Genomic DNA, 23,719 nt, shown 5'->3' on the forward strand with positions numbered 1-23,719 from the left:
TCTGCCAGAGGGAGCGCGTTGGTCCGCAGCGCGTAGCAAGAACAATGGCGAGTTTATAAAAATATGGCTTCGGACAGACAGAATCTGCAGGACGCGTTCCTGAACAATGTACGTAAGGCAAAGGTCCCGGTCACAATTTTCCTGATCAATGGTGTGAAATTACAAGGTGTGATCACGTGGTTTGATAACTTTTGCGTGTTGTTGCGCCGCGACGGACAGTCGCAGCTGGTTTATAAGCATGCGATCTCGACCATCATGCCATCGCAGCCGATCAACCTGTATGAGGGCGAAGACGCCTCTTGATGGAACATGACAGGACGCGCACCCGCGCTTGGGTGCTGCATCCGGAAATCAAGTCAGATGAACAGCGCCGTGTCCCTGAACCGGCGCTGGCAGAGGCGGTTGCTTTGGCCGCTGCTTTGCCCGACCTTGACGTGGTCGGGTCAGAAATTGTGCGCTTGCCGCGGGCGCAGGCCGGTTTGTTGTTCGGCAGTGGCAAGATCGAAGAACTGGCCGAGCGGCTGCACGACAACAAAATCGAACTGGTGCTGATCGACGGTCCGGTGACGCCTGTCCAGCAGCGCAACCTTGAAAAGGCGTGGAAAGTCAAAATCCTCGACCGGACGGGGTTGATCCTCGAGATTTTCAGCGACCGCGCCCGGACACGTGAAGGTGTTCTACAGGTCGAGATGGCCGCACTCAGCTATCAACGGACACGATTGGTACGCGCCTGGACCCACCTGGAACGACAGCGCGGCGGATTGGGTTTTGTCGGCGGCCCCGGCGAGACACAGATCGAAGCCGACCGGCGCGCAATTGACGAACAACTTGTTCGCTTGCGGCGGCAATTGCAGAAAGTTGTCAAGACACGCACCCTGCATCGTGCGGCCCGTGCCAAGGTGCCGTATCCGATTGTGGCGCTGGTGGGTTATACAAACGCGGGCAAGTCCACTTTGTTCAACCGTCTGACCGGTGCCGAAGTGATGGCCAAGGACATGCTGTTTGCCACGCTTGATCCAACTATGCGCCGGGTCGAACTGCCTGATGGTCCCGAGGTGATCCTGTCGGATACGGTGGGGTTTATCTCGAACCTGCCGACCGAGTTGGTGGCTGCCTTTCGCGCCACGTTAGAGGAAGTTCTGGGTGCCGATATCGTCGTCCATGTTCGCGACATCAGCCACGAAGAGACTGAAGCACAGGCGCAGGATGTCGAAACCATCCTGACCTCTCTTGGGGTCGAGGATAACCGCCCGCGTCTGGAAGTTTGGAACAAGATCGATCTGTTGAACCCCGAAGAACGCGAAGCGGTTGTTGCCCGTGCGGATCGTGACCCTGAGGTTTACGCGATTTCGGCGGTCACAGGAGAAGGCGTTGGCCCGCTTTTGGCCGACATCGCGACCAAGCTTCAAGGGGTTCGACACGAAACGACGCTGTTGCTGGGCTATGCCGAGGGTGACAAGCGGGCATGGTTGTTCCGTCAGGACGTGGTTCGGGCCGAAAAACAGACCGAGGATGGCTTCGAACTGACCGTTCTATGGACGGACAAGCAAGCCGCGCAATTCGCAGCGCTTTAGGCGTTATTTCCCGTCGATCTGGCGTTGATAATCGTCGGCGTCGAACCATCGCAGCGAAGTTTTCACCTTGTGGTCCTCGGTCAATTCCCACTCTTCCCAGCCGCGGGCGATGACATGGTTGCCGGTTTGCGCGTGATGACCTTCCAATGTCCAAACAAAGATGGCGTGACTACCTGCCCATCGCATCATGTCGCAGCGCACCTCGAGGTCAGGAAAGTCTGCGTAGAACCCGCGCGCCATTTCAGCAACTGCGGCCCGTCCGACAATCGGCTCTCCTCGGTTTATCGTGATTTTCCCGTCAGGAGCGTAAAACCGCGCCACTTCGTCAGGGTTGCCTGAACTCCAGGCAATCGCATAATCGCGCGCGAGATTGTTCAACCTATCCCGAATGCTGGCCATAAATACCCCCAAACCAAATGTCTTTGCCTTAGGGGAGGGTACGGCAAAACCACCGCTTTCGTCCACGTAAGCTGAAAAAAGGGGCAAGGTCTTGCCGAACAGGGGAAATTAGCGCGGGATCAGGTTGGTAACGCCGACCGCAGCCGCGCGGGCGAGATCCAGGTCCAGCGACATCGGAAAATACTCTCCGCGGCGCCACAGTTGGGCTTGGTCATCATAATAGCGGGATAGAAAATGACCCGACTGACCGGTTGCCGTTATAAAGACCGAACTGTCGGGGTCGGCAAAATCATAGACGCCCCGATATCCTGCACCATGAACGTTCTGGAACGGGTCCGGCCCTTCGCCCGAGGTGCGCCCGCGTAGCAAAGTATTGTCGCCGCCGCTGGTGGATTGGCGGATATTGACGAAGAACCGCAGAACCGGGACCGAGCCCAGAACCGGGTGATCATGCGTCGCCTGATGCGCATCGCCCCAGCGTAAGGACTGTAGCGCGCCGCCGTATTTCTCGGTGATCCAGATCAGCGCATCATCCAGTGCAAGGCGGGCCATATCACTACATGTTTCCGTTGGTGCGCTTTGCCGAACGTCGCACCAGACCGCCGCGCCATCAATGTTCCGATAGACGCGTTCGATGAACAGCGGCTCGACATGTTTAAACTCTGCCGCAATCGGCCCCAATTCGTCCGAGATCAAACGGATCTGAAGCGCCCGCAGCCACGCCGCATAGATCAAAGGTTCAGGCAGATGTTCGTTCATCTCGCCATTCCACTCGGCCAGCAAATTAAGTGCAATCTGACGTTGCCGTTCTGGTGTACCTTCGGGGGCCGAAGCTCCAGTGAACCACAAATCTGCCCCGATCAGCGGCAACAGGGACCGGGCAGTGAAGCTTACGGTGTCCAGCTGTGCCTCGATAAAGCTGTCGCGCGTATGGACCTCGCGCGATTGCATCAGCCTTTCCCATCTGTGAATGCGTTGGGTATCGCCCCATTCATACGACACATGTCTCGGAAATGGGCGGTTGATGACCTTGTTGTTGGTATTACCTAGGATACCGCCTGCAGGGGCCACGAATTCGGGGTTGTCGCCATAGGGCAGACGTCCCTGCCAGCGGTTCTCGTTCAGCCAACCCGGTGTCGGAATGCGTCCCCGGCTTTGGTTTCGCAGGTCGCGGCGGGGCATCGCACCGATCAGTTTCATACCAATGGTATCCGTATCGACCAGCGAAAGGTTCTGGGACGGAGCAATGAAAAGCTCGGCCGTGTCAATCGCCTGTCGCACTGTGTCCGCATTCATCAGCGCCATTGAAGCAGACATCGAGGTATCCTGCGCGCTGAGCGCAGTCCACGACAACGACGTTACATGCCCCGGAGGCGTGATGGTTCCCAAGTCAAAGTCACTGCCGGGCAGGACAGGTCCGTTCTCTGTCCAGCGCAAGGTCAGTGTAATGGGCGCTTCGTCCTTTATTTCTATGATCGATGGACGGCTGCGGAACTGTTTGAAACCGTCAGGCGTCAGGTATTCTTCAGGGTTGTCGGGGTTGAGCTGTTCGATATGTATGTCCTGGTCGTCCAGATAGGACGATGTCAGCCCCCATCCCAGACGATCGCTGCGCCCGGTCATGATTGCCGGAACGCCGGGGATACTTGCACCGATCACGCCACCCTTGGCCAGTTGCAGACGGGCCAGATACCAAATACCTGGCGCTGTAAAGCCCAGATGCGGGTCATTGGCCAGCAAGGTGCCCCCGATGGCCGAACGTGAAGGTGCGGCGCTCCAGGCGTTGGAGGCTCCGGCCAGTCCGCGCTTGGGAAATGGTGATAACGGGGTATCGGGCCTTGGGGTTCCCGCCGCGTAGCGGGGAACGCCGGGAAACAAAGTTGCGTATTCGGGTAGGGCTGCGATCCCCGACCCCGGAACATCGGGTAAAATATCAGCCAGTCTTTCGGCATCGTTCAGCATTAGCGATGTGCGCGCCCGCAGCACCTCATCCTCAAGATGTCCGGAAAGCTGCAATGCCATCAGCTTGATGACCGCTAGGCTGTCGCCGGGTTGCCAAGGAGAGACCGGCGCGTTGAACAGGAACATCTCGGGTGCGCCGCGACCCAACGCGCTTTCGTTGATCTCGGCCAGACGTGCGTTTACCCCCGAGGCATACGCCCGCAGGGCTGCTTTGGTATAGTCGTCCTGAACCGTGACCGAGCGATGGGCCAGCCCGTACAGGTCCAGTCTGCGTAACAGTTTGTCGATGTGAACGGTGCGTGCGCCAAAAACCTCGGATAAACGCCCCTGTGCGGTTCTGCGCAGAACGGTCATCTGCCAAAGCCGGTCCTGAGCATGCGCATAGCCCAGCCCAAAGAACACATCCGGGTCAGTCGCACCCAATATATGAGGAACATTTGCAGTGTCGCGGACGATCTCGACCGGGGCTGTCAGGCCCTGAACTTCGACCGTATGATCATATTCCGGCAAGGATTGACTGGCCAGAAAATACACCAGCAGGACAGCGGCCAAAGTTAACAGAACGAGGCCCGATGCGATACGCACCAGCCAGCGAAATACTATAGCCATCTGCGGTCCAATTTCCTGTTCATCCGTCGAATGGCGCAAGAGTAAAGGAACCCATCGCGAACCGAAAGAGCAGCGCGGGCAGTTTGTTCCACTGCGCCGTTACGAAACGCAAACCCCGCCGCTGACCGAGGTCAGGGCGGGGCGAAACCGGGGGTCTCCGGTTCGGGTCTTACGGAATGATCCGTGTGTATTTCGTGCCTTCTACGGTGGCGCCAATCTGCAGGCCGGCTTGGCCAAATACAGCAGCCAACACGGGTGAACGCAGTGTTGTTGTGTCGGTCGAAAGGCTATCGCCCTGATCGCTGACCACATAGCCGATATCGGCCCCAGCGGTCCAACCGCTGGAACGGCGGAAATCGTTTAGCGCGTCTTGCGTCATGAAGAACAGGACATGTGCATATTGCTGCGCCCCGATCTGCAACCCGGCGGTGCCTTTGACTGCCGAGTAGTAATCGACAGTGGCGCCGTTGATACGCAGTGCGCCGCGGCCATATCCGCCACCAAATACAAATCCGGCCTCTGTTATCAGCGGCATGACCAGCATGCCGTTGGCTTTTTCTGCGATCTCAACCGTGTTGGGGTAGCGAGCGTACATTTCGGTCAAGGTCGCATCGACACGCGCATCAATCGTGGCTGCGTTCGAATTGCCGACACCGTTGCCGCAAGCGGCAGTCAGGGTCAGGCCAGCCATGCCAATGGCAAAGCCGCGACGGCTTAGTCGGGGGGAGTTGGAACTGCTCATGTTTTTTCTCTGTATAACTGCCTGAATTGTCGGGTGTTCCCGATCTTATCTGCAAGGATACGCCGATTGATTCTGCGTGTCACGGGAAAGCTGGCCCCGTACCGATCACAATCGGCGAAAATTCGCGACAATATGTCTTTTAACCTTGCAACAGCTTAGCGACCGCCGGTGCGAAATAAGTCAGTATGCCGTCGCAGCCCGCGCGTTTGAATGCAAGCAGGCTTTCCAGCATCACTTTTTCCCCGTCGATCCAACCGTTCTGCGCCGCGGCCTGAACCATCGCGTATTCACCCGAGACCTGATAGGCATAGGTCGGTGCCCCGAAGGTGTCTTTTACTCGGCGGCAGATGTCCAGATAGGGCATCCCGGGTTTGATCATCACCATATCCGCGCCTTCGGTTAGGTCGCGTTCAATCAACCGCAGGGCCTCGTCCGAGTTCGCCGGGTCCATCTGATAGGTCTTTTTGTCACCGGTCAGCGCGCCTGAGGCACCCACCGCATCGCGGAACGGACCATAAAAGGCGCTGGCGTATTTGGCAGCATAGCTCAGGATCATCACATTATGGTGCCCTGCCGCTTCCAAGGCCTGACGCATAGCCCCGATCCGACCGTCCATCATGTCCGAAGGGCCGATGATGTCTGCTCCGGAGTCGGCCTGCGCGAGCGTCATTTTGACCAATGCCTCGACGGTCTGGTCATTCACAATCTCGCCATCTACGACATAGCCGTCATGGCCATTGATGTTGTAGGGGTCCAGCGCCACGTCGGTCATCACTGCGATATCAGGCGCCGCTGCCTTGATGGCCCGTATTGCCCGGTTGGACAGATTGTCAGGGTTCCAGGCTTCGGCACAGTCCTCGGTTTTCAGGCCGGGATCGGTGTAAGGAAAGATGCAGATTGCCGGGATTCCAAGCGCCTGTGCCTCGACAGCGGCCTTTGCGATCAAGTCGACCGAGCGGCGGACGACGCCGGGCATCGATGGAACGTGCTCTTCCACACCCTCTCCATCGCGGACAAAGACCGGCCAGATCAGATCATCCGTGGTCAGAGTGTTCTCGCGCACTAACCCGCGTATAGCTGGCGATTGACGGGCCCTGCGAAAGCGGGTCTGGGGATAGGGGGCGATGGTGGGTTTCATGTCGCACTCTCCTTGAATATTCCCGCATTGGGTGGCATGAATTCCGCGTAGTCTCAAGGGTAACGATGGACGCGCCGGTGCGAAGAGGGTCCCTGGTGACAGTGAACAAGGGGCCGATGCGTGAACTTATACTCTTCGATCTTTGAAGTCATTGACATGCGCAGCTTTTCCAATCTTTGGTATTGGATCGTGCTGGCGGTGCTTTGGTCTTCAGCTAGCCACTGGGCGATGGGGGTTCCGTTTGATCTCGTTTCGCGCGCCCGTCGCAACGGAGGTCAGGCCGAGCAGGATCTGTTGGATATCGTTCGGATAAACGTTAATCGGCTGATTTACATCGTCGAGGTTTCGGGACTGGTTATTCTGGCGTTTGGCTGTTTCTTTTTCACAGGTCTGGCTACGCTTGGCTTTTATTACGGGATTGAACTTGCACAGGCGGTATTCTTGTTGTTGTTTCCGGTCGGTTTGGTCATGCTGATCAACATCTCGGCGGCTCGTAAGTTGCAGCGAACCGAGGTTGGCCTTGAACCGGTTGCTAAAATACTGACCCGGTGCAGGATTTATACGCAGATTGTCGGAATGATTTCGATCTTGATCACCTCGCTCTGGGGTATGTATCAGAACTTTTCGATTGGCGTTCTGGGATAGAGAATTCGGAAAGGCAGGGCGATGAAGGCTCCGAACCATGTCACGGTTGGCGGCGCGCCCGAAGGGTTTGACGCGCAGCTTGTCCTGAATGAGATCACCCGCTCGGGCGGACCGGTATGCCATGTGGCGCGTGATGACAAACGGCTTGAAGCGATGCGCGCCGCGCTGGCGTTCTTTGCGCCCGATATGCCCGTCTTTGTATTTCCGGGCTGGGATTGTCTGCCCTATGACCGCGTCTCGCCCAACGCCGACATCGCCGCCGCCCGTGTGGCGACGCTGGCCGCGCTGGTGCATCAGATGCCCGACCGGTTCGTGCTGCTGACCACGCTGAATGCCGCCACCCAACGCGTGCCCGCGCGCGAGGTTCTGCGCGAGGCCGCGTTTACCGCCCGCGTCAATCACCGCGTGGACGAGGCCGCGTTGCGCAACTTCCTTGTCCGCATGGGTTTCACCCAAAGCCCCACGGTGATGGAGCCCGGCGACTATGCCATTCGCGGCGGCATCATCGACATCTTCCCTCCGGGCGAGTCCGGCCCCGTGCGTCTGGACCTGTTCGGAGACGTTCTGGACGGCGCGCGCCGGTTCGATCCCGTCTCGCAGCGCACCACCGAAAAACTGGAGGTGGTGGAACTGGCCCCGGTCTCCGAGGTTATTCTGGACGAGGCCGCCATCACGCGTTTCCGCCAGAACTATCGTATCGAGTTCGGCGCGGCGGGCACCGATGATCCCCTGTACGAGGCAGTCAGCGCAGGGCGCAAACATCAGGGCATTGAACACTGGCTGCCCTTCTTCCACGACAAGCTGGAGACGCTGTTCGACTACCTTCCCGAAGCATCGATCACCGTCGATGATCAGGTCACACCCGCGCGTCTGGCGCGGTGGGATACGATTGCCGATCAGTATGAAACCCGAAAACTGGCACTGGCCAACCGATCCCGCATGGACACGGTCTACAAGCCGACCCCGCCCGGATTGCTCTATCTGGACGATACGGCTTGGGAGGCTGCGGTCGGCGATCGTCGGGTGATGCAATTCAGCCCTTTACCTAAGGCCAGCGGGCCGGGCGTGATCGACGCGGGCGGGCGGATCGGACGCAACTTTGCACCCGAACGGCAGCAGGAAAGCATCAGCCTGTTTGGGGCTTTGGCCGCGCATATCACCGACAAGATGGCCAAAGGCCCGGTGCTGATTGCGTCTTATTCCGAAGGCGCCCGCGAACGCCTGACCGGTTTGATCGAAGACGAAGGTCTGGCCGAGGCGATCCCTGTCACCGATGGCACCCGCGTCGGTAAACGGGGCCTGCATCTGGCCGTCTGGGCGCTGGAGCATGGGTTTGAGACGCCCGACCTGACGGTCATTGCCGAACAGGACGTGCTGGGCGACCGCCTGATCCGCCAACCCAAGAAGCGTCGCAAGGCCGAGAACTTCCTGACCGAGACCCAATCCCTAACCCCCGGCGATCTGGTCGTCCATGTGGATCACGGCATCGGCCGCTATCAGGGGATGGAGGTCGTCACCGCCGCCGGCGCCGCCCATGAATGCCTGCTGCTGGAATACGCCGAACAGTCGAAATTGTATCTACCGGTCGAAAACATCGAGTTGCTATCGAAATACGGCCATGACGAAGGTCTGCTGGACCGTCTCGGCGGTGGCGCATGGCAGGCTAAAAAAGCCAAGCTGAAAGAGCGTATCCGCGAGATGGCGGATAAGCTGATCCGCATCGCCGCCGAACGCGCGCTGCGCAAAGCACCGGTGATGGACCCACCGCCCCACGCGTGGGAGGAGTTCAGCGCGCGCTTTCCTTATCAGGAAACCGACGACCAGCTGCGCGCGATTTCCGAAGTGATGGAGGACATGCATTCCGGCGCGCCGATGGATCGACTGATCTGCGGCGATGTGGGCTTTGGCAAGACTGAGGTCGCCATGCGCGCCGCCTTTGTCGCCGCCATGTCCGGCGTGCAGGTGGCGGTGATTTCGCCGACAACGCTGCTGGCCCGCCAACACGCGGCCTCGTTCAAAGACCGCTTCCGGGGGTTCCCGCTGGAAGTGCGCCAACTGTCGCGGTTCGTGTCCGCGAAAGAAGCGCAGCAAACCCGCGACGGGCTGGCACGCGGCACAGTCGATATCGTGATCGGCACCCACGCACTGCTGGCCAAGGGCATCCGTTTCAACAATCTGGGCCTGCTGATCATCGACGAAGAGCAGCATTTCGGCGTCGGCCACAAAGAACGCCTGAAACAGCTGCGCAGCGACATCCACGTCCTGACCCTGACGGCAACGCCGATCCCGCGCACCCTGCAGCTGTCTCTGACCGGCGTACGCGACCTGTCAATCATCGGCACGCCACCTATCGACCGTCTCGCCATCCGCACCTATGTCAGCGAATTCGATGCGGTCACCATCCGCGAGGCGCTGCTGCGCGAACATTACCGTGGCGGGCAGAGTTTCTACGTTGTCCCGCGTATCTCGGACCTGCCCGAGATCGAAGAGTTCCTGAAAGAGCAACTGCCTGAACTGACCTATGTTGTCGCCCACGGTCAGATGGCGGCGGGGGAACTTGATGACCGTATGAACGCTTTCTACGACGGCAAATACGATGTGCTGCTGGCGACTACGATTGTGGAAAGCGGGCTGGATATTCCGACCGCAAACACGATGGTCGTGCATCGGGCGGATATGTTCGGCCTGTCACAACTCTATCAAATTCGCGGCCGGGTGGGGCGTTCAAAAACCCGCGCCTATGCCTACCTGACGACCAAACCGCGTAAGAAACTGACAGCCACGGCCGAGAAACGCCTGCGCGTTCTGGGCTCGCTGGATACACTGGGGGCCGGGTTCACGCTGGCCTCACAGGATCTGGACCTTCGTGGCGCTGGCAACCTGCTGGGCGAGGAGCAATCGGGTCAGATGCGCGACGTGGGCTATGAACTCTACCAGTCCATGCTGGAAGAGGCGATTGCCAAGATCAAATCCGGAGAGATGGAGGGGCTGTCCGACAGCGATGACCAATGGGCGCCGCAGATCAATCTGGGCGTTCCCGTCCTGATCCCGGAAGACTACGTACCCGATCTGGATGTGCGTTTGGGTCTTTACCGTCGCTTGTCCTCGCTGTCGACCAAAGTTGAGCTAGAGGGCTTTGCGGCCGAGTTGATCGACCGGTTCGGCAAACTGCCGAAAGAAGTGAACACCCTGATGCTGGTTGTCCGCATCAAAGCCATGTGCAAACGAGCAGGTATCGCCAAGCTGGACGGGGGGCCGAAGGGCGCGACCATTCAGTTCCACAACGACAAGTTTGCGTCTCCGCAGGGGCTGGTTGAGTTCATTCAAAACCAGCGCGGCATGGCCAAGGTAAAGGACAACAAGATCGTTGTGCGGCGCGACTGGAAGAATGATGGCGACAAGATCAAAGGGGCTTTTGCCATCGCTCGTGATCTGGCCGAGAAAGTCATCGCCCAGAAAAAGAAGGCTAAAGCAGGCTGATGCCAGTGCAGGGGGCGCTGCCCCCGCCGCGCGTGCCGCGCGACTCCCCCGAGGTATTTCGGACAAGATGAACAAGGGATCCCAGCTTCATCTGGCTAAAAATACCTCCGCCGGAGGCATCGCGCGTCAGCGCGAATTAACTGCGCATCGCGGCTTGGGCGCAGAAACACGAGGCTGCGACTGCCCGATCTGCCCGAGCCAAGGCAAGGTCCAACCGTTGTCTGATCTGTTGGATTTCGACCGTTTCGTTCCGCGCCTTGAGGCAATCGTGTAGGCCCTTGAGGCTCCAGACGTTGTCCGGGTGGATCGACGCGCGGCTGAGTGTGCCACCAAGGCCAAGGTCTTCGCGATAGATGGCCTCGGCTTCGGTCACGTGGCCTTGTTCGAACAAAAGAGCACCTAGCGCATGACGGGTGGGCTGCATCCAGCCCCACGGCTCGTCATAGGGCAGGTTGTCGTCCAATTCGACCGAGCGGCGCAGGTGGGCATAGGCCGCGTCGAAGTTTTCCTTTCGGTATTCGATCTCACCCCGCAGCATTTCGTGGGCGATCTCCAGCAGGTCTACAACACGGTTGTTGTGCATCAGACGAGTTTCGGGGACGCGGGCTTTGGCTGATAGAAAAAGTTGTTCTTCGGTTTCGGCCTCGGCCACGTCTCCGGTCGCGGCATAGGCAATCGCGCGGGCGTAAAACGTGGTCGCAGTCAGTGTTCGATATAAGTCGGGGTCCGAGGGCAGCTCCAGCGCTTTGGCCTCATCCCATCGACCAAAGCGGATCAGGATATGGGGGCCCATGGACATATAGCTTTCGAAGTAATCGGCCATGGGCGGGCTTTCGATGCGCAGCATGTCTTCGGGTGTGGTGTCCCAAAGGCCCTGATTGGCGCGCAGGGCAGGTTCCATCTGCCCCAGAAACAGCGCGCCGTAGATGACGAAGTGGTAGTCGTGCTGACGGTAGCCTGTGTAGATATTGAACGCGCCTTCGCGTTCATAATACTTTAAGTCGGCCTCGATGGCCTTTTCGTTCCAATGAACCACATTGTGATAGTTGCCGCACAGCACGTCGATATGGGTGGGCATGTGCACCAGATGGCCCGCATCGGGGACCAAAGTGCGCAGGACATCGCCAGCTTTCAGGGCTTTTTCTGGGGTCGGAGACATCTCCATCAGATGCACATAGAGATGCAGAAGCCCGGGATGGGACATGGCGGCGGGATCATTGGCCATGGCGTCTTCTAACGCCTTTTGCGCTTCGATCGTGGCGGCACCTTTGGCGGGCTGGCCGGTTTTCAAGTCCCACATTTGCCAGGGGGTCAGGTTCAGCAGCGCCTCGACATAGATCGTTCGCAGGTCCAGGTGATCGGGCTGTGCGGCAAAAGCGTGGCGCATAGCGTCGGCGAAGTTGTGGTCCCAGATATGCATGTCGGGGATCGGATCGCGCTGAGGATACCGCGCGGGCAGGGCGTGGATCAGGGCTTGCTCGACTGGTGACCCACTGTCTGCCAAAGCAACCGCCTGCTGTGTCGCGTCATAGGCCAGCGCCAGCGCCTTTTTCTGCCCTCGATTATCGCGCAAATCCCAGGGCAGGTTGTAATTTGGCCCTGCCGCATAAGCGATCCCCCAATAAGCCATCGCACAGTCGGGGTCGGCATCGGCAGCCTTTTGAAAGCAAACGACCGCTTCGTCATGGTTATAGCCATAGGTCCAGTTTAATCCGCGGTCGAACCACAGCTGTGCCTCGGGTGAGGTGGTGGTGACCGGGCAGGAATATGTGCCCAAATCGTAATAATCGCTCATCGGAGTCTCCCCTCGGGTTGGGAGAAGCCTAGCGCGATTTCAAAGTCTTGCACAGATCAGGCAGGCAGTCGGTTTTCGATCCGCCCCATATGCAACATCAGGACGAAACCCAGTGTGCTCATGGTCAGAATGCCAGCGCCCAGCGGCAGAATTGACCCATCGAACAGCAACCCGATCGAACCGGCAATGACGGCAGCCAGAACAGTTGAGACCGCGCCGATGACCGAGGCCGCCATGCCAGCGATGTGGCCCATCGGCTCCATCGCGATGGCGTTGAGGTTACCCATGGTCATTCCGGCCATGAAGAACACCGCCGTTTGCCAACTGACGAACAGCGCGAAGGAGAGGTTGGCCGACAGGTCGAATGAATTCAGCAGCAGCACAGATGAAGTAAACAGGATCTGACCGCCCAATACCCAGGTCACGATGCGCCGCATTCCCAACCGTACCACCAGCGCCGCATTCAACAGGCTGGCCGAGCCGGACATCAGCGCGACGAAGCCAAACCAAAACGGGAAGCTATGGGCGCTGTCGTGGATCTCGCCATAGACCTGCTGAACCATTGTCAGCATCGTGAACAGCATTCCAAGGCACAGGGTCTGAACCAAAATCGACACACGGACCGAGGGATGGGCAAACATCTGATGCGCCGCATCCAGCATCAGCGGAAAGCGCAGGTGGCGGCGGTTCTCGGGTGTCAGAGACTCGGGAAGGCGTAGGCCCATCCAGACGATGGTGATCAGCGAAAACAGCATGAAACATACGAAAATGCCGCGCCATCCCGTCAAAGCGATGACACCAGCGCCCATCATCGGAGCAATCGCAGGGACCAGAGTAAAGATCATCATAGCGATAGAGACGATGCGCGCCATTTCACGCCCGGAATAGAGGTCGCGGATGATGGCCATCGCAACCACGCGCGGGGCGGAACAGCCCATTCCCTGAAAAATGCGGGCGATGAGTAACATCTCAAGCGATGAGCTGGCCCAAGCAACTGCCGCAGACACAATGTAAAGCGCCGATCCCACATAGATTACGGGTTTGCGGCCAAACGCGTCTGACAACGGGCCAGTGAAGAACGTGCCGATCCCCATCCCCAACACAAACGAGGTCAGGATCAGTTGCGCCTTGTTGATGTCATCAGGGCTGAACTGCGCGCCGATATCAGGCAGCGCAGGCAGGATCGAGTCGATGGAAAAGGCGATCGTCGCAAACATCATTGCGACAAGCGCGACAAACTCTCCGCGTGACATACGATGCGCCATTGGGCCCTCCTGACCTATTCGCGCTATCACGCACGGTCAGGGGGCGCCAGCCATGTCGATGCACAGGGGGCTGTGCTAATTTGCAGAGGAAGCCTCAAGTTGAGACATGATGTCAGCGATTACACGTTCCCACATCTCGGGCGGTTGCGCACCGGGAACCGCATGCTGGTTGGCCACGATAAAGGTGGGGACCGAGTTCACTCCCATCTGACGTGAGTGGCTGTCGCGGTTGCTGATATCTTCCCGGTCCGCGTCTGACTTCAGCAGTTTCAGAACGACAGCGGCGTCCATGCCGATTGTATCTGCGATATCGGCCAGAACTTCGTGGTCGCCAATGTCACGGGTCTGCACGAAATAGGCATCAAACAGGGCGTCCACGGCCTGGGTTTGTTTGCCTTCGATTCCGGCCCAGTGAATTAGGCGATGTGCGTCCAGCGTGTTGGGGGTTCGCTTCATCCCTTCAAAGTCGATTTTCAGACCCGCGTTTTCGGCGTGTTCCACCACCGGCGCATAAGCGCGCACCGCGCCCTCTTTGCCACCGAACTTGCGTTCGAGGTATTCGCGGCGGTCCATACCGGCATCGGGCATGTCGGGGTTCAGTTGGAACGGGTGCCATTCGATAACGAACGGATGATCAGGGATCGCAGCCAATGCCTTGTCCAGGTGGGTCTTGCCGATGTAACACCACGGGCAGATCGGATCGGACATGATATCAAGCTTGACGGTCTGGGTCATGGTTGGCTCGCCTTGAAATAGGCCGGAAGCGCCCGGCGCAGGAGTTTTCCGTTGCCGCCAGTCGGAAGCTCGGGCAGGTGGATGAAGGCGCGAGGTTGTTTGTACCGCGCCAGGTTGGCCTCCACATAGGTGCGCAGGACCGTCTCGTCCAGCTTTTCCGGCCCGGTGTAGAAGGCTGCTATCAGGAACGTGTCCTGTTTGACCTCGACTGCGGCAGCGCCGACCTGTGTGATGCCGGGATACTGGGACAACACGGCCTCAACCTCGACAGGTGACACGCGATAGCCGCCCGCGTTCATCATGTCGTCATCGCGCCCGAGATAGGTGATCTGACCGTCTATGGCCATGGCACCCTGATCGCCGGTCAGAAACCAGTCACCCTGCATCCGGGCCTGTGCCTCTTCCGGGGCATTCAGATAGGTCAGCATCAAACCCGGATCATCGCGGTGAATGGCGATGGTGCCTTCCTGACCCTGCGGGACTGGACCATCCGGGCCCAGGATCGCCACGCGGCGACCGGGTTGCGGTTGTCCCAGCGCCTCACCCCGTGCCGGATGGTCGGGGCTGGACGAGATGAAGGTCGAGCATTCAGACATTCCGTAGGCTTCGAACAGCTCAGTCCCTGTGGCGCGCAGCCAATGCTGGTGCAAAGTTGGCGACAGCTTTTCGCCTGCGCATAAGCCGTGGCGCAATTCGGGCAAATGCAAAGTACCAGTCGATGCGACAATCTTGCGGAATACGCCCGGCGCGGCTGCAAAGATCGAGACCCTGTGGTCGCGTATCACATTTGGCAGCGAGGTAAGCTCGGTGCCGGGGTCGGGGATCAACGCGGTCGCTCCGATGGTCCAGGGGTCCATTAGCCCCGTGCCCAAGGTGTAGGTCCAGTTAAATGCACCCGCATGACAAAGTCGGTCATCCTCGCGCAGCCCATACCAGCCGTCGACCATCATTTGTCGCGCCCAGATCGCACGATGTGCATGCGCCACGGCACGCGGTTTGCCGGAAGTACCAGACGTATAGACCACATAGGCCATACGATCGGGGTCACCCATCTGGAACGCGGCGGGCGATAGGTTCCGCATCACGGCAAGGTCTGGCAGGGTGATCTGCATCGGGTGATCCGTGCATGCGACCGAGGGGTCTCGGAGCACAGCGGTGGGGTTCAGATCTTGAATGATCTTCGCCGTCTCGGGCGCAGTCAGCTGCGACGAAGTTGGAACGGGTACAATCCCAACTGCGATCGCTCCAAGATAGGCGATTGGGAAATCAACAGTATTCCCAAGGCGCATCAACGCGATATCGCCGGGATGCAAACCGGTTTGAAGCAACCCGGCCCCTGTTCCCAGAATAGCCTGTTTGAGCGCGGCATAGGTCCAGTCCTGAGGATCATCTCCGCCGATGACGGACAAGGCCGTCTTTTCCGCCAGACGATCTGCATGACGCAACACATGGGCCGCCAGATTGAAGGGCGCGGGACAGGGCGGGGGAGGGCCTTGATCAAACACAGACAGCATGGGCCTTGGCTAACGTGACGACTGCCGCGTTGCAAGCGGGACAGCCTGCCCCTATAGAATGACGCATGAGCAAAGAAGACCAGACATCGCTGATCCGCATCGCGCGCGAAACCGGAGAACACACGGAACTAGAGCCGCTGGACCTGGGTGCCCGTGTGCGCGAATTACGCAAGGCGCGCAGCTGGACGCTGGAACAGGCGGCCACGCAGGCGGGGCTGGCGCGATCGACGCTTAGCAAGATCGAGAACGGGCAAATGTCCCCTACCTATGACGCTCTGAAAAAACTGGCTGTAGGGTTGGAGATTTCGGTGCCTCAGCTGTTCACGCCTCCGCAGCGCGAACAGGTGATCGGGCGGATGTCAGTCACGCGGATGGGCGAGGGCGCGGCACACCCGACCACGACCTATGAGCATGAGTTGCTGGCCGAAACGCTGACAAAGAAGCAGATGCTCCCTTACCGCGCCCGCGTTCGTGCCCGGTCAATGGATGAATTCGACGGCTGGGTGCGTCATGACGGTGAAGAATTTCTGTATGTGCTGACTGGGGTAGTGCGGCTGTATACGGAATTCTATGAACCGGTCGAAATGCGCCGTGGCGACAGCGCTTATTACGACGGCAGCATGGGGCACAACGTCGTATCTGTCAGTGATGAGGACGCGATGATCCTTTGGGTGACGTCACTTGCCTAGCCCGCGGCTGAACTCGCGGTTCAGTCCTTCGGTGAACAGGAAGTCTTCCAGCTCTTCCCGAGCTTCATTTACGGTCAGGTGGTGGCGCTTGGCCAGATAGGCTTCAAATCCCTTGCGATCTTTGCTGAGTTGCGTCTTGTCCTGTTCGCGCAGGTTCGGAAAACGCCGTTTTGCCCGCGCGTACATCGCATCCCAGTCTTGCGTCAGGTCAGTCCAGTTCAACATCTGTTCGCATCCCGTTTTTCAGGTTCCATCGCTGCCCGGCCTTCCAATAGGTTACGAAGGGGGGGCTGCGCGGGTCGCATGACAAAATGTCGCACCCTGAGGGTGCTTTGGGCGCAATACAAAAAAGCCCGTTGCAGGCAAACCGCAACGGGCCGACGGACCGGTGTTTGGAGTGAGTGGAGGCTGGTCCGTGATTGTTGTGCGCCGCGCGGCAGGTGGAACGTTATGGTATTAAAAACAAATGAATATTATGGCCGCGCGAAGCGTATCTCTGTCAAAAGGCTACAACGCAAAGATGTATTTCGTAAAGGTATTTCTGCGATTGTCGTAAATATGATGAAAACCAAAGGCATACGCAGCTTTTGGTGGCTGGCAGTCTGCAACACACACCATGTAGGGAATGTTGCAGTTTGTGCTGATTTCCGCCGAGGGCCTTTTCTGACCTTCAGGTGCCAGAGTTGAAAGCCGCTAGGGCTCGTACCACCAAACCTGGGGCATGTACTCCGGCCCGTCGCCGTAGATTGGCAGGACCTCTGGCTGCTTCAACTCTTTGGCATGCGCAATACGCCCGACATCGAAGTTCCAAATTGGAATGACATAACGGCCAGCGGTCAGAACCCGATCCAACGCCCGTGTGGCGGCCACGAAGTCCTCGCGACTTTCTGATGCCAGCATAGCGTCGATCAACCCGTCGACAGCAGGTGACGCCACCCCCATCAGGTTGCGTGTTCCTTGCGAGTCGGCATTGTCGCTACCCCAGTACAAGCGTTGTTCATTGCCGGGCGACAACGACAGCGCTCGGCGGAAGAAGGTCATGTCGAAATCCAGATCGCCAGTCCGTCCAGTGAACTGAGCGCTGTCGACTTGTTCGATGTTGACCTGAATCCCAAGGCGTTCCAGTGCGCGGGAATAGATTTCGATTGCGGTCTCACCCTCGCTGTCGCCTTGTTGCAAGAGGACGTTAAGTGTGAATGGCTTACCTTCCGCGTTGCGCAGCATTCCATTTTGAATGGTCCACCCAGCTTCGGCAAGCAATTGGGATGCTTTGCGGATATTGGCCCTGTTGCGCGCGGATCCGTCGCCTTCGGGAAGAGAATACCCTTCAAGGGTGCCTGGCAGCAAATCCTCCTCGAATTGCAGCAAAAGCTCCTCAACCCGCCCCGTCGCCGCGCCGGGTTGCATGGCCAATTCCGAGCCTGAGAAATATGAAGTGATCCTTGGTTGGGCGCCGCCAGTGATTGTGTCGTTGATGAACTCGAAGTTGAACGCCAGCATCAATGCCTCGCGTACACGCCAATCGTCAAACGGCGCCTTGCGTGTATTTATCACAAACCCTGTCATTCCTGAGGGCTTGCCGTGGGGTATCTCGGTCTTGATGACATCTCCACGCTGAATTGCTGGGAATGTATATTGCGTGTCCCAATTGTCCGCGTTGAACTCGCGAACGGCCGTCAGTTCTCCGGCCTTGAAGGCTTCGAACAGGACGGTCCCGTCGCCATAGAACTCAATCCGTATTTCATCCAAGTTCATCGTGCCGCGGCGGAAGGGAATATCTGCCCCCCAGTAATCTGGATTGCGACGCAGGTTCACGTAGCGGCCAGCCTCATAGCTGTCGACCAAATACGGTCCGGTACCTAGGGGAATGTCTTGCAACGGGGCATTCGCGAAATCCTTTCCCTCCCACTGCGCTTTTTGAAGGATAGGTCTCAGACCGGCGATCAGGGCCAATTCGCGATCGGGTTCATTGAAGGTGATCCTGACAGAGCGGGGGCCGATCTGTTCGATACTGTCTATTTTGCCCCACAAGCCGCGATAGCGCAGGTGACCTGCAGTTCCCAATATCTCATACGACCAGATAACATCGTCTATCGTGACCGATGTTCCATCCGAGAAGCGAGCGTCTTCGCGCAGCGTAAATTCGACCCAAGAGCGGTCCGGCGCAGTGTCGACTGATTCGGCTAACAACCCGTAAAGAGTGAAAGGTTCGTCCCAAGAACGTCCCATCAGGCTTTCGTGGGTCCAAAATCGCAATTGCCAAGGGGAGGTCCCTTTTTGCACAAACGGGTTCAAACTGTTATAGCCGCCGGTGTTCCCGAAAACGACTTTGCCGCCTTTGGGCGCGTCTGGATTTGCATAGGGCAAAGACACAAAATCCGGTGGTAGTGCCGGGTCGCCGTACATAGCTATGCCATGGGCCGATTCTGCATTGCCTGACGCAGCGGCAAAAACAATAGTGATTCCCGTGATCACAAGGCGAACGGGACGAAGAAAATCGGGGCTCATTTTGGAAACAATCCTGCTCTGGCCTTATTTTGTTGGGATTCATCGTACCGATGATTTTTCTTATTATCAAACTTTTAGCTTGGACGAAGGCGTGGAATTGCTTATAAAGGGTGCACTGCTCGATAGGTTTCTTGCCTGTATGAAACCTGCCTCAATAACTTAACGCCCGCTTCGTGCGGGCGTTTTTTTTGGGCGGTATGCATGTCTGAAACTAAGCTTCGATGTTTCCCGTTCCCTTTGCAGGTGCAGCATGGCACTGTGCGCCCAAAGTGGTTTGCAAGGGAGAGGCGGCATGAGCCTGACGGGAAAAACGGCGATTATCACGGGGTCGAATTCTGGTATCGGACTTGGCGTCGCGCGCGAGCTGGCCAAGGCCGGGGCGAATGTGGTTTTGAACTCGTTCACCGACAGGGATGAAGACCATGCCCTAGCCGAAGAGATTTCAAAAGAGACCGGTACAAAGGCGCGCTACATTCAAGCTGATATGTCCAAAGGTGATGAGTGCCGCGCCCTGATCGAGCAGTCCGGGGCCTGCGATATTCTGGTCAACAATGCCGGCATTCAGCACGTCGCACCGATTGATCAGTTCCCGGTCGACAAGTGGGACGCAATCATCGCGATCAATATGAACTCGGCCTTTCATACAACTGCTGCGGCGCTGCCGATGATGCGGCAGGCAGGGTGGGGGCGTGTGGTCAATATCGCCTCGGCTCATGGCCTGACGGCCTCGCCTTTCAAAGCGGCCTATGTGGCGGCCAAGCATGGGGTTGTGGGTATGACCAAGACGGTTGCCCTGGAGACGGCGCAGGAGCCGATCACCTGCAACGCTGTCTGTCCGGGCTATGTGCTGACGCCTCTGGTCGAGGCGCAAATCCCTGATACGATGAAGGAATACAACATGAGTCGAGAGGACGTCATCAAAAACGTCATGTTGCAGCGCCAGCCATCCAAAGAGTTTGCGACGGTCGAACAGCTTGGCGGAACGGTGCAATTCCTATGCTCGGACGCGGCGGCGCAGATCACGGGGACGACGATTTCTGTGGATGGCGGCTGGACCGCGCTCTGAGTCAGGAGTTTTTCGGTGAAACGCATCAATCTGGCTTTGCAAGGCGGTGGCGCGCACGGGGCGTTTACCTGGGGCGTGTTGGATCGGATTCTGGATGAAGAGGATATCGAGGTTGCGGCGATCACCGGAACCTCGGCCGGGGCGCTGAACGGGGCGGCGTTCAAGTCTGGCATGGTGCGTGATGGGCGCGACGGGGCGCGTGCCAACCTGAACGGACTATGGGAGCGGATGGGCGCTGTGGGCGACATGCGGTTGGCCAACTGGATGCAAGCGATTGAACCCGCTCAGGTCGCGCAGGCGATGGAATATTCGCTGCCCTTTTCCGTGGGCGATGCGTGGTCGCGGCTGGTTTCGCCCTATGCCTACGGCCCGTTCTACCGCAATCCGCTGGAGCCTGTGGTCGACCGATTCAATTTCGATCAGGTCTGTGCGGATGAAGGCCCGCGCCTGCACGTTTGCGCGACCTGCGTGCGCAGCGGCAAGATTCGTGTTTTTACGGGGGATGAGATTTCAACCGACGCGATTTTGGCCTCGGCCTGTTTGCCGACGCTGTTTCAGGCGGTTGAAATCTTTGATCCCAAATCGGACCGGACCGAAGCCTATTGGGATGGGGGATACACCGGCAATCCGGCGCTGTATCCTTTGTTCAACAAAGACCTGCCAGATGACGTAGTGATCGTGAATATCAACCCGCTGGAGCGCGACGAGGTACCGAAGACCCCACAGCAAATCCAGAACCGGGTCAATGAGATCAGCTTCAACTCATCCCTGTTCCGAGAGCTGCGCGCGATCAGTTTCGTGCAGCGCCTGCTGGCCGAGGGCAAGCTGCAGGCGGGTGAGATGAGCCGCGTGTTGGTGCATATGATTGCCGATGACGATTTGATGAACGATCTGTCGGTGGCGACCAAGACGGTGCCGAACCCGGTGATCCTGCACAAATTGAAAGAGGCCGGGCGCAGGGCAGCTGATCGTTTTCTGGTCGATCACAAGGGTGATCTGGGTCAGAAAAGTACTGTAAACCTGCCCGAAATGTTTAGCTGATCACTCTGGCGGCTGGGTCGGGTCTTTATCATTCGGATAAACCAGCCCGGCCGAGATCACCAGTTTGGCGGCGTCCTCGATTGACATGTCCAACAGGATCACATCCTCTTCGGGGAAGAACAGCAAAAAGCCCGAGGTCGGGTTAGGCGTGGTTGGGACAAAAATGCTCAGCAAGTTGCCGCCGGTCTCGGCGCGGTCGTTGACCTCGCCCCGGGCCGTGGTCGAGACGAAGCCAATCGCCCAGATGCCCCGGCGGGGATATTGGATCAGGCAGGCTTTCTCGAAAGAGCGTTCAGTCTGGGCAAAGACCGTCTCTGAAATCTGCTTGATCCCTGAATAGACCGAGCGCACCACAGGCATCCGGTTCACAAGACTTTCGGCGAAATGGATCAGCGAGCGGCCCAGAATGCCTTTGGCGATCCAGCCGACCAGCACCGTGAAGATCAGGAAGATCACCACGCCCACGCCGCGCAGGTTGACCCCCACATATTCGGATGGCTGGAATTTCTGTGGGATCAGCGGCAGGACCGCGCTGTCGATCCAGCCCACGACGGACCAGATCAGCCAGATGGTCAGCCAAACCGGCGCAATGACAACGATGCCCGTCAAGAATGACGCGCGCAGCCGGGAAAACAGGCCCGGTCGGCGGTGAGGTTCTTCGTCAAAGGGCGTGTTCATTGCGGTCCTGAGTGATTTGCCGATTTAGTTAAGCAGTCCGGGGCCTTGGTACAATAGCTTTGCTCACTCGGACAGGGCGCGTGCGATTCCGGCGGCCAATTTTGCGTTATTTCTAACCAATGCGATGTTTGCGGTCAGCGAACGCCCCTCGGTTTGTTCATAGATGCGTTGCAACAAGTAAGGGGTGACGCCTTTGCCTGTGATCCGATGCGTGTCGGCGTCTGCTTGGGCCGAGGCGATGATTGGGGCCAATTCCTCGGCCGGGATTTGATCTGCGTCGGGAATCGGGTTGGCCACAAGTTGCCCACCGGGAAGCCCGAGGGCGCGGCGGGTGGCGTGGGCCTTGGCGATAGCTTCGGCTGTGTCCATGCGCAATGGTGCCGCATACGGGGATTTGGCGGACCAGAAGGCGGGGAATTCGTCCTGACCATGCGAGATGACCGGAACGCCCAGCGTTTCCAGTACCTCGAGCGTTTTGGCCAGATCGAGGATGGCTTTTGCACCGGCGGCCACAACAGTCACAGGGGTTTGAGCCAACTCATGCAAGTCCGCTGAAATATCGAACGAAGTTTCGGCCCCTTGATGCACGCCGCCGATCCCGCCGGTGGCAAAGACCTGAATTCCAGCGTAATGCGCTGCGATCATTGTTGCGGCGACGGTGGTGGCCCCGGTCCCGCCGGTCGAGATACAGGCCGCCATGTCCGCGCGCGAGATTTTGGCGACACCTTGCGCCTGACCAAGCGCTTTGAGCTGATCCGCTTCCAGCCCCACGTTCAGCACGCCGTCGATCACTGCAATCGTCGCCGGAACGGCCCCTGCATCGCGGATATCCTGCTCGACCTGCGCCGCAACCTCGATATTTTGAGGGTAGGGCATGCCATGAGTGATGATGGTGCTTTCCAGCGCAACGATGGGGTGGCCTGCGTCTTTGGCGGCGCGGACCTCGGCCGAGTAGTGGATGTCGATCACAGTGGGGTTTCTCCGGAAACGTAAGTGGCGGCGGCGTTCAGGGCGCGGGTCAGGGCTGCGTCGGGGGCGGCCCCGGCGGCCTCGGACGCGATATGCGCCGCCATGAAAGTGTCGCCCGCGCCGGTCACGCGCGTGACCAGAACGGACGGGGGTGTTTGGGTCAGAATCTCATCTGCGGTGCCCACGGTGGCCGAGTTGCCGCCATCTGTGACCAGCACTCGCAAGGCGCCGCGATCCAGCAGACCTTTGGCGGCGGATTCGGAATCGGTGAACTCGCGCTGACACAGAAGCCCTGCCTCTTCGAGGTTCACGTAGAGCGTCGCGCGGGCGTGTTTGAGGAAGGGCAACAGGCGCTCGGCCTTACCGGGTGAGGCAGGGGCCACGCGCAGATCGGCTTTTGCGAAGGCCGGGCTTTGGGCGATTTCTTCCAGCAAAGTTAGCGTCAGGTTGCCATCCAATGCGATGGGGCCTTCGAACGGTGTGTTCTCGAAACCTAGTGGCCCGTGCATCAGGGGACGAAGGATTTTCGCGCCTGCAGCCTCAAGCGAATGGGCATCCGCAATGGCGGCGATCAGCCCGTTGGCACCTTCGACAGCCATATAGCGGTCGGTCGGCAAATCCTGCGAGCGGTAGACGTGATCCGTGACCATGCCCAGCCGTGCGCAAGCATTGACCAGTTCGTCGCCTTCAGGGTCGCGGCCAATTGCGGTCAGCAATGTGGGCGTCATACCGAACCGCACCAGCGTCATGGCGATATTCATGGCCACGCCGCCGGGCAGGCGGGTGATCCGTCCCGGCACGTCTGACCCCTGCCGCATGGCGCTGGCAGACCGCCCGATCACGTCCCAAAGGACCGAGCCGATACACAGTATTTCGCTAGTCTGAGTCATGCCCGTGTCATGCCGCAGCG

At 58.7% G+C, this 23,719-nt stretch carries 20 protein-coding genes; 7 read left to right on the forward strand and 13 right to left on the reverse strand.

Annotated elements, in window-relative coordinates:
- Positions 1-63: 63 nt before the first annotated feature.
- The gene (gene hfq, locus AC2FNR_RS11340) at positions 64-303 is read left to right on the forward strand and encodes an RNA chaperone Hfq (RefSeq protein WP_005982826.1); all 240 of its coding nucleotides are present in this window, start codon (positions 64-66) and stop codon (positions 301-303) included.
- The gene (gene hflX, locus AC2FNR_RS11345; RefSeq protein ID WP_496849096.1) at positions 303-1,574 is read left to right on the forward strand and encodes a GTPase HflX; all 1,272 of its coding nucleotides are present in this window, start codon (positions 303-305) and stop codon (positions 1,572-1,574) included. Before hfq ends, hflX begins: the two co-directional genes overlap by 1 nt.
- 3 nt (positions 1,575-1,577) lie before the next feature.
- Here the strand turns inward: hflX and AC2FNR_RS11350 are convergent, their stop codons facing one another.
- The 4 genes from AC2FNR_RS11350 to hemB form a co-directional block, all read right to left on the reverse strand.
- The gene (locus AC2FNR_RS11350; RefSeq protein WP_496849097.1) at positions 1,578-1,973 is read right to left on the reverse strand and encodes an SgcJ/EcaC family oxidoreductase; all 396 of its coding nucleotides are present in this window, start codon (positions 1,971-1,973) and stop codon (positions 1,578-1,580) included.
- A 108-nt stretch (positions 1,974-2,081) separates the two neighbouring features.
- Positions 2,082-4,544, reverse strand: coding sequence for a penicillin acylase family protein (locus tag AC2FNR_RS11355; RefSeq protein WP_496849098.1), 2,463 nt, complete (start codon positions 4,542-4,544; stop codon positions 2,082-2,084).
- A gap of 169 nt (positions 4,545-4,713) precedes the next feature.
- Positions 4,714-5,286, reverse strand: a complete 573-nt coding sequence (locus tag AC2FNR_RS11360; protein WP_170354336.1) for a lipid-binding SYLF domain-containing protein — start codon at positions 5,284-5,286, stop codon at positions 4,714-4,716.
- Positions 5,287-5,425: 139 nt separating this feature from the next.
- On the reverse strand, positions 5,426-6,424 hold the full coding sequence (gene hemB / locus AC2FNR_RS11365) for a porphobilinogen synthase (protein ID WP_496849099.1): 999 nt from the start codon (positions 6,422-6,424) through the stop codon (positions 5,426-5,428).
- A 120-nt stretch (positions 6,425-6,544) separates the two neighbouring features.
- On the opposite strand from hemB, the gene AC2FNR_RS11370 reads away from it, so the two are divergent.
- Together AC2FNR_RS11370 and mfd are read left to right on the forward strand one after the other, a co-directional pair.
- Positions 6,545-7,069, forward strand: a complete 525-nt coding sequence (locus AC2FNR_RS11370; protein WP_209194497.1) for a component of SufBCD complex — start codon at positions 6,545-6,547, stop codon at positions 7,067-7,069.
- Between the two features lie 21 nt (positions 7,070-7,090).
- Complete coding sequence (mfd, locus tag AC2FNR_RS11375; protein ID WP_496849100.1) at positions 7,091-10,549, forward strand: transcription-repair coupling factor; 3,459 nt, start codon at positions 7,091-7,093, stop codon at positions 10,547-10,549.
- Positions 10,550-10,685: 136 nt separating this feature from the next.
- On the opposite strand, the gene AC2FNR_RS11380 is transcribed toward mfd, so the two are convergent.
- The 4 genes from AC2FNR_RS11380 to AC2FNR_RS11395 all read right to left on the reverse strand — a co-directional run bounded on the left by AC2FNR_RS11380 (position 10,686) and on the right by AC2FNR_RS11395 (position 15,858).
- Positions 10,686-12,344: a tetratricopeptide repeat protein gene (locus tag AC2FNR_RS11380; protein ID WP_496849101.1), complete on the reverse strand. Its 1,659-nt coding sequence runs from the start codon at positions 12,342-12,344 to the stop codon at positions 10,686-10,688.
- 56 nt (positions 12,345-12,400) lie between these two features.
- A complete protein-coding gene (locus AC2FNR_RS11385) occupies positions 12,401-13,609 on the reverse strand; it encodes a multidrug effflux MFS transporter (RefSeq protein WP_496849102.1) in 1,209 nt (402 codons plus the stop codon).
- Between the two features lie 75 nt (positions 13,610-13,684).
- A complete protein-coding gene (locus tag AC2FNR_RS11390; protein WP_170354330.1) occupies positions 13,685-14,344 on the reverse strand; it encodes a DsbA family oxidoreductase in 660 nt (219 codons plus the stop codon).
- Positions 14,341-15,858: a class I adenylate-forming enzyme family protein gene (locus AC2FNR_RS11395; protein WP_496849103.1), complete on the reverse strand. Its 1,518-nt coding sequence runs from the start codon at positions 15,856-15,858 to the stop codon at positions 14,341-14,343. The genes AC2FNR_RS11390 and AC2FNR_RS11395 overlap by 4 nt, the downstream gene beginning before the upstream one ends.
- A 65-nt stretch (positions 15,859-15,923) precedes the next feature.
- On the opposite strand from AC2FNR_RS11395, the gene AC2FNR_RS11400 reads away from it, so the two are divergent.
- Positions 15,924-16,547 (forward strand): helix-turn-helix domain-containing protein, encoded by a 624-nt coding sequence (locus tag AC2FNR_RS11400; protein WP_170354328.1) that lies wholly within the window; start codon positions 15,924-15,926, stop codon positions 16,545-16,547.
- On the opposite strand, the gene AC2FNR_RS11405 is transcribed toward AC2FNR_RS11400, so the two are convergent.
- Together AC2FNR_RS11405 and AC2FNR_RS11410 are read right to left on the reverse strand one after the other, a co-directional pair.
- Positions 16,536-16,772, reverse strand: a complete 237-nt coding sequence (locus AC2FNR_RS11405) for a hypothetical protein (RefSeq protein WP_170354327.1) — start codon at positions 16,770-16,772, stop codon at positions 16,536-16,538. The genes AC2FNR_RS11400 and AC2FNR_RS11405 overlap by 12 nt on opposite strands.
- 468 nt (positions 16,773-17,240) lie before the next feature.
- On the reverse strand, positions 17,241-19,055 hold the full coding sequence (locus AC2FNR_RS11410; RefSeq protein WP_496849104.1) for an extracellular solute-binding protein: 1,815 nt from the start codon (positions 19,053-19,055) through the stop codon (positions 17,241-17,243).
- A 292-nt stretch (positions 19,056-19,347) separates the two neighbouring features.
- Between AC2FNR_RS11410 and AC2FNR_RS11415 the strand changes: the two genes are divergently transcribed.
- Positions 19,348-20,121: a 3-hydroxybutyrate dehydrogenase gene (locus AC2FNR_RS11415; protein WP_170752866.1), complete on the forward strand. Its 774-nt coding sequence runs from the start codon at positions 19,348-19,350 to the stop codon at positions 20,119-20,121.
- A gap of 15 nt (positions 20,122-20,136) precedes the next feature.
- Complete coding sequence (locus AC2FNR_RS11420; RefSeq protein ID WP_496849105.1) at positions 20,137-21,162, forward strand: patatin-like phospholipase family protein; 1,026 nt, start codon at positions 20,137-20,139, stop codon at positions 21,160-21,162.
- Here AC2FNR_RS11420 and AC2FNR_RS11425 read toward each other — a convergent pair whose 3' ends face one another.
- The 3 genes from AC2FNR_RS11425 to AC2FNR_RS11435 form a co-directional block, all read right to left on the reverse strand.
- Entirely contained in the window at positions 21,163-21,840 is a 678-nt protein-coding gene (locus AC2FNR_RS11425) for a DUF502 domain-containing protein (protein WP_170354323.1), read from the reverse strand.
- A 63-nt stretch (positions 21,841-21,903) separates the two neighbouring features.
- On the reverse strand, positions 21,904-22,809 hold the full coding sequence (locus AC2FNR_RS11430) for a pseudouridine-5'-phosphate glycosidase (RefSeq protein ID WP_496849106.1): 906 nt from the start codon (positions 22,807-22,809) through the stop codon (positions 21,904-21,906).
- Positions 22,806-23,699 carry a PfkB family carbohydrate kinase gene (locus tag AC2FNR_RS11435; RefSeq protein ID WP_496849107.1) on the reverse strand — a complete coding sequence of 298 codons (894 nt, stop codon included), beginning with the start codon at positions 23,697-23,699 and terminating at the stop codon, positions 22,806-22,808. The genes AC2FNR_RS11430 and AC2FNR_RS11435 overlap by 4 nt, the downstream gene beginning before the upstream one ends.
- Between the last annotated feature and the right edge of the window lie 20 nt (positions 23,700-23,719).

This window comes from Ruegeria sp. SATB045, from assembly GCF_059613525.1.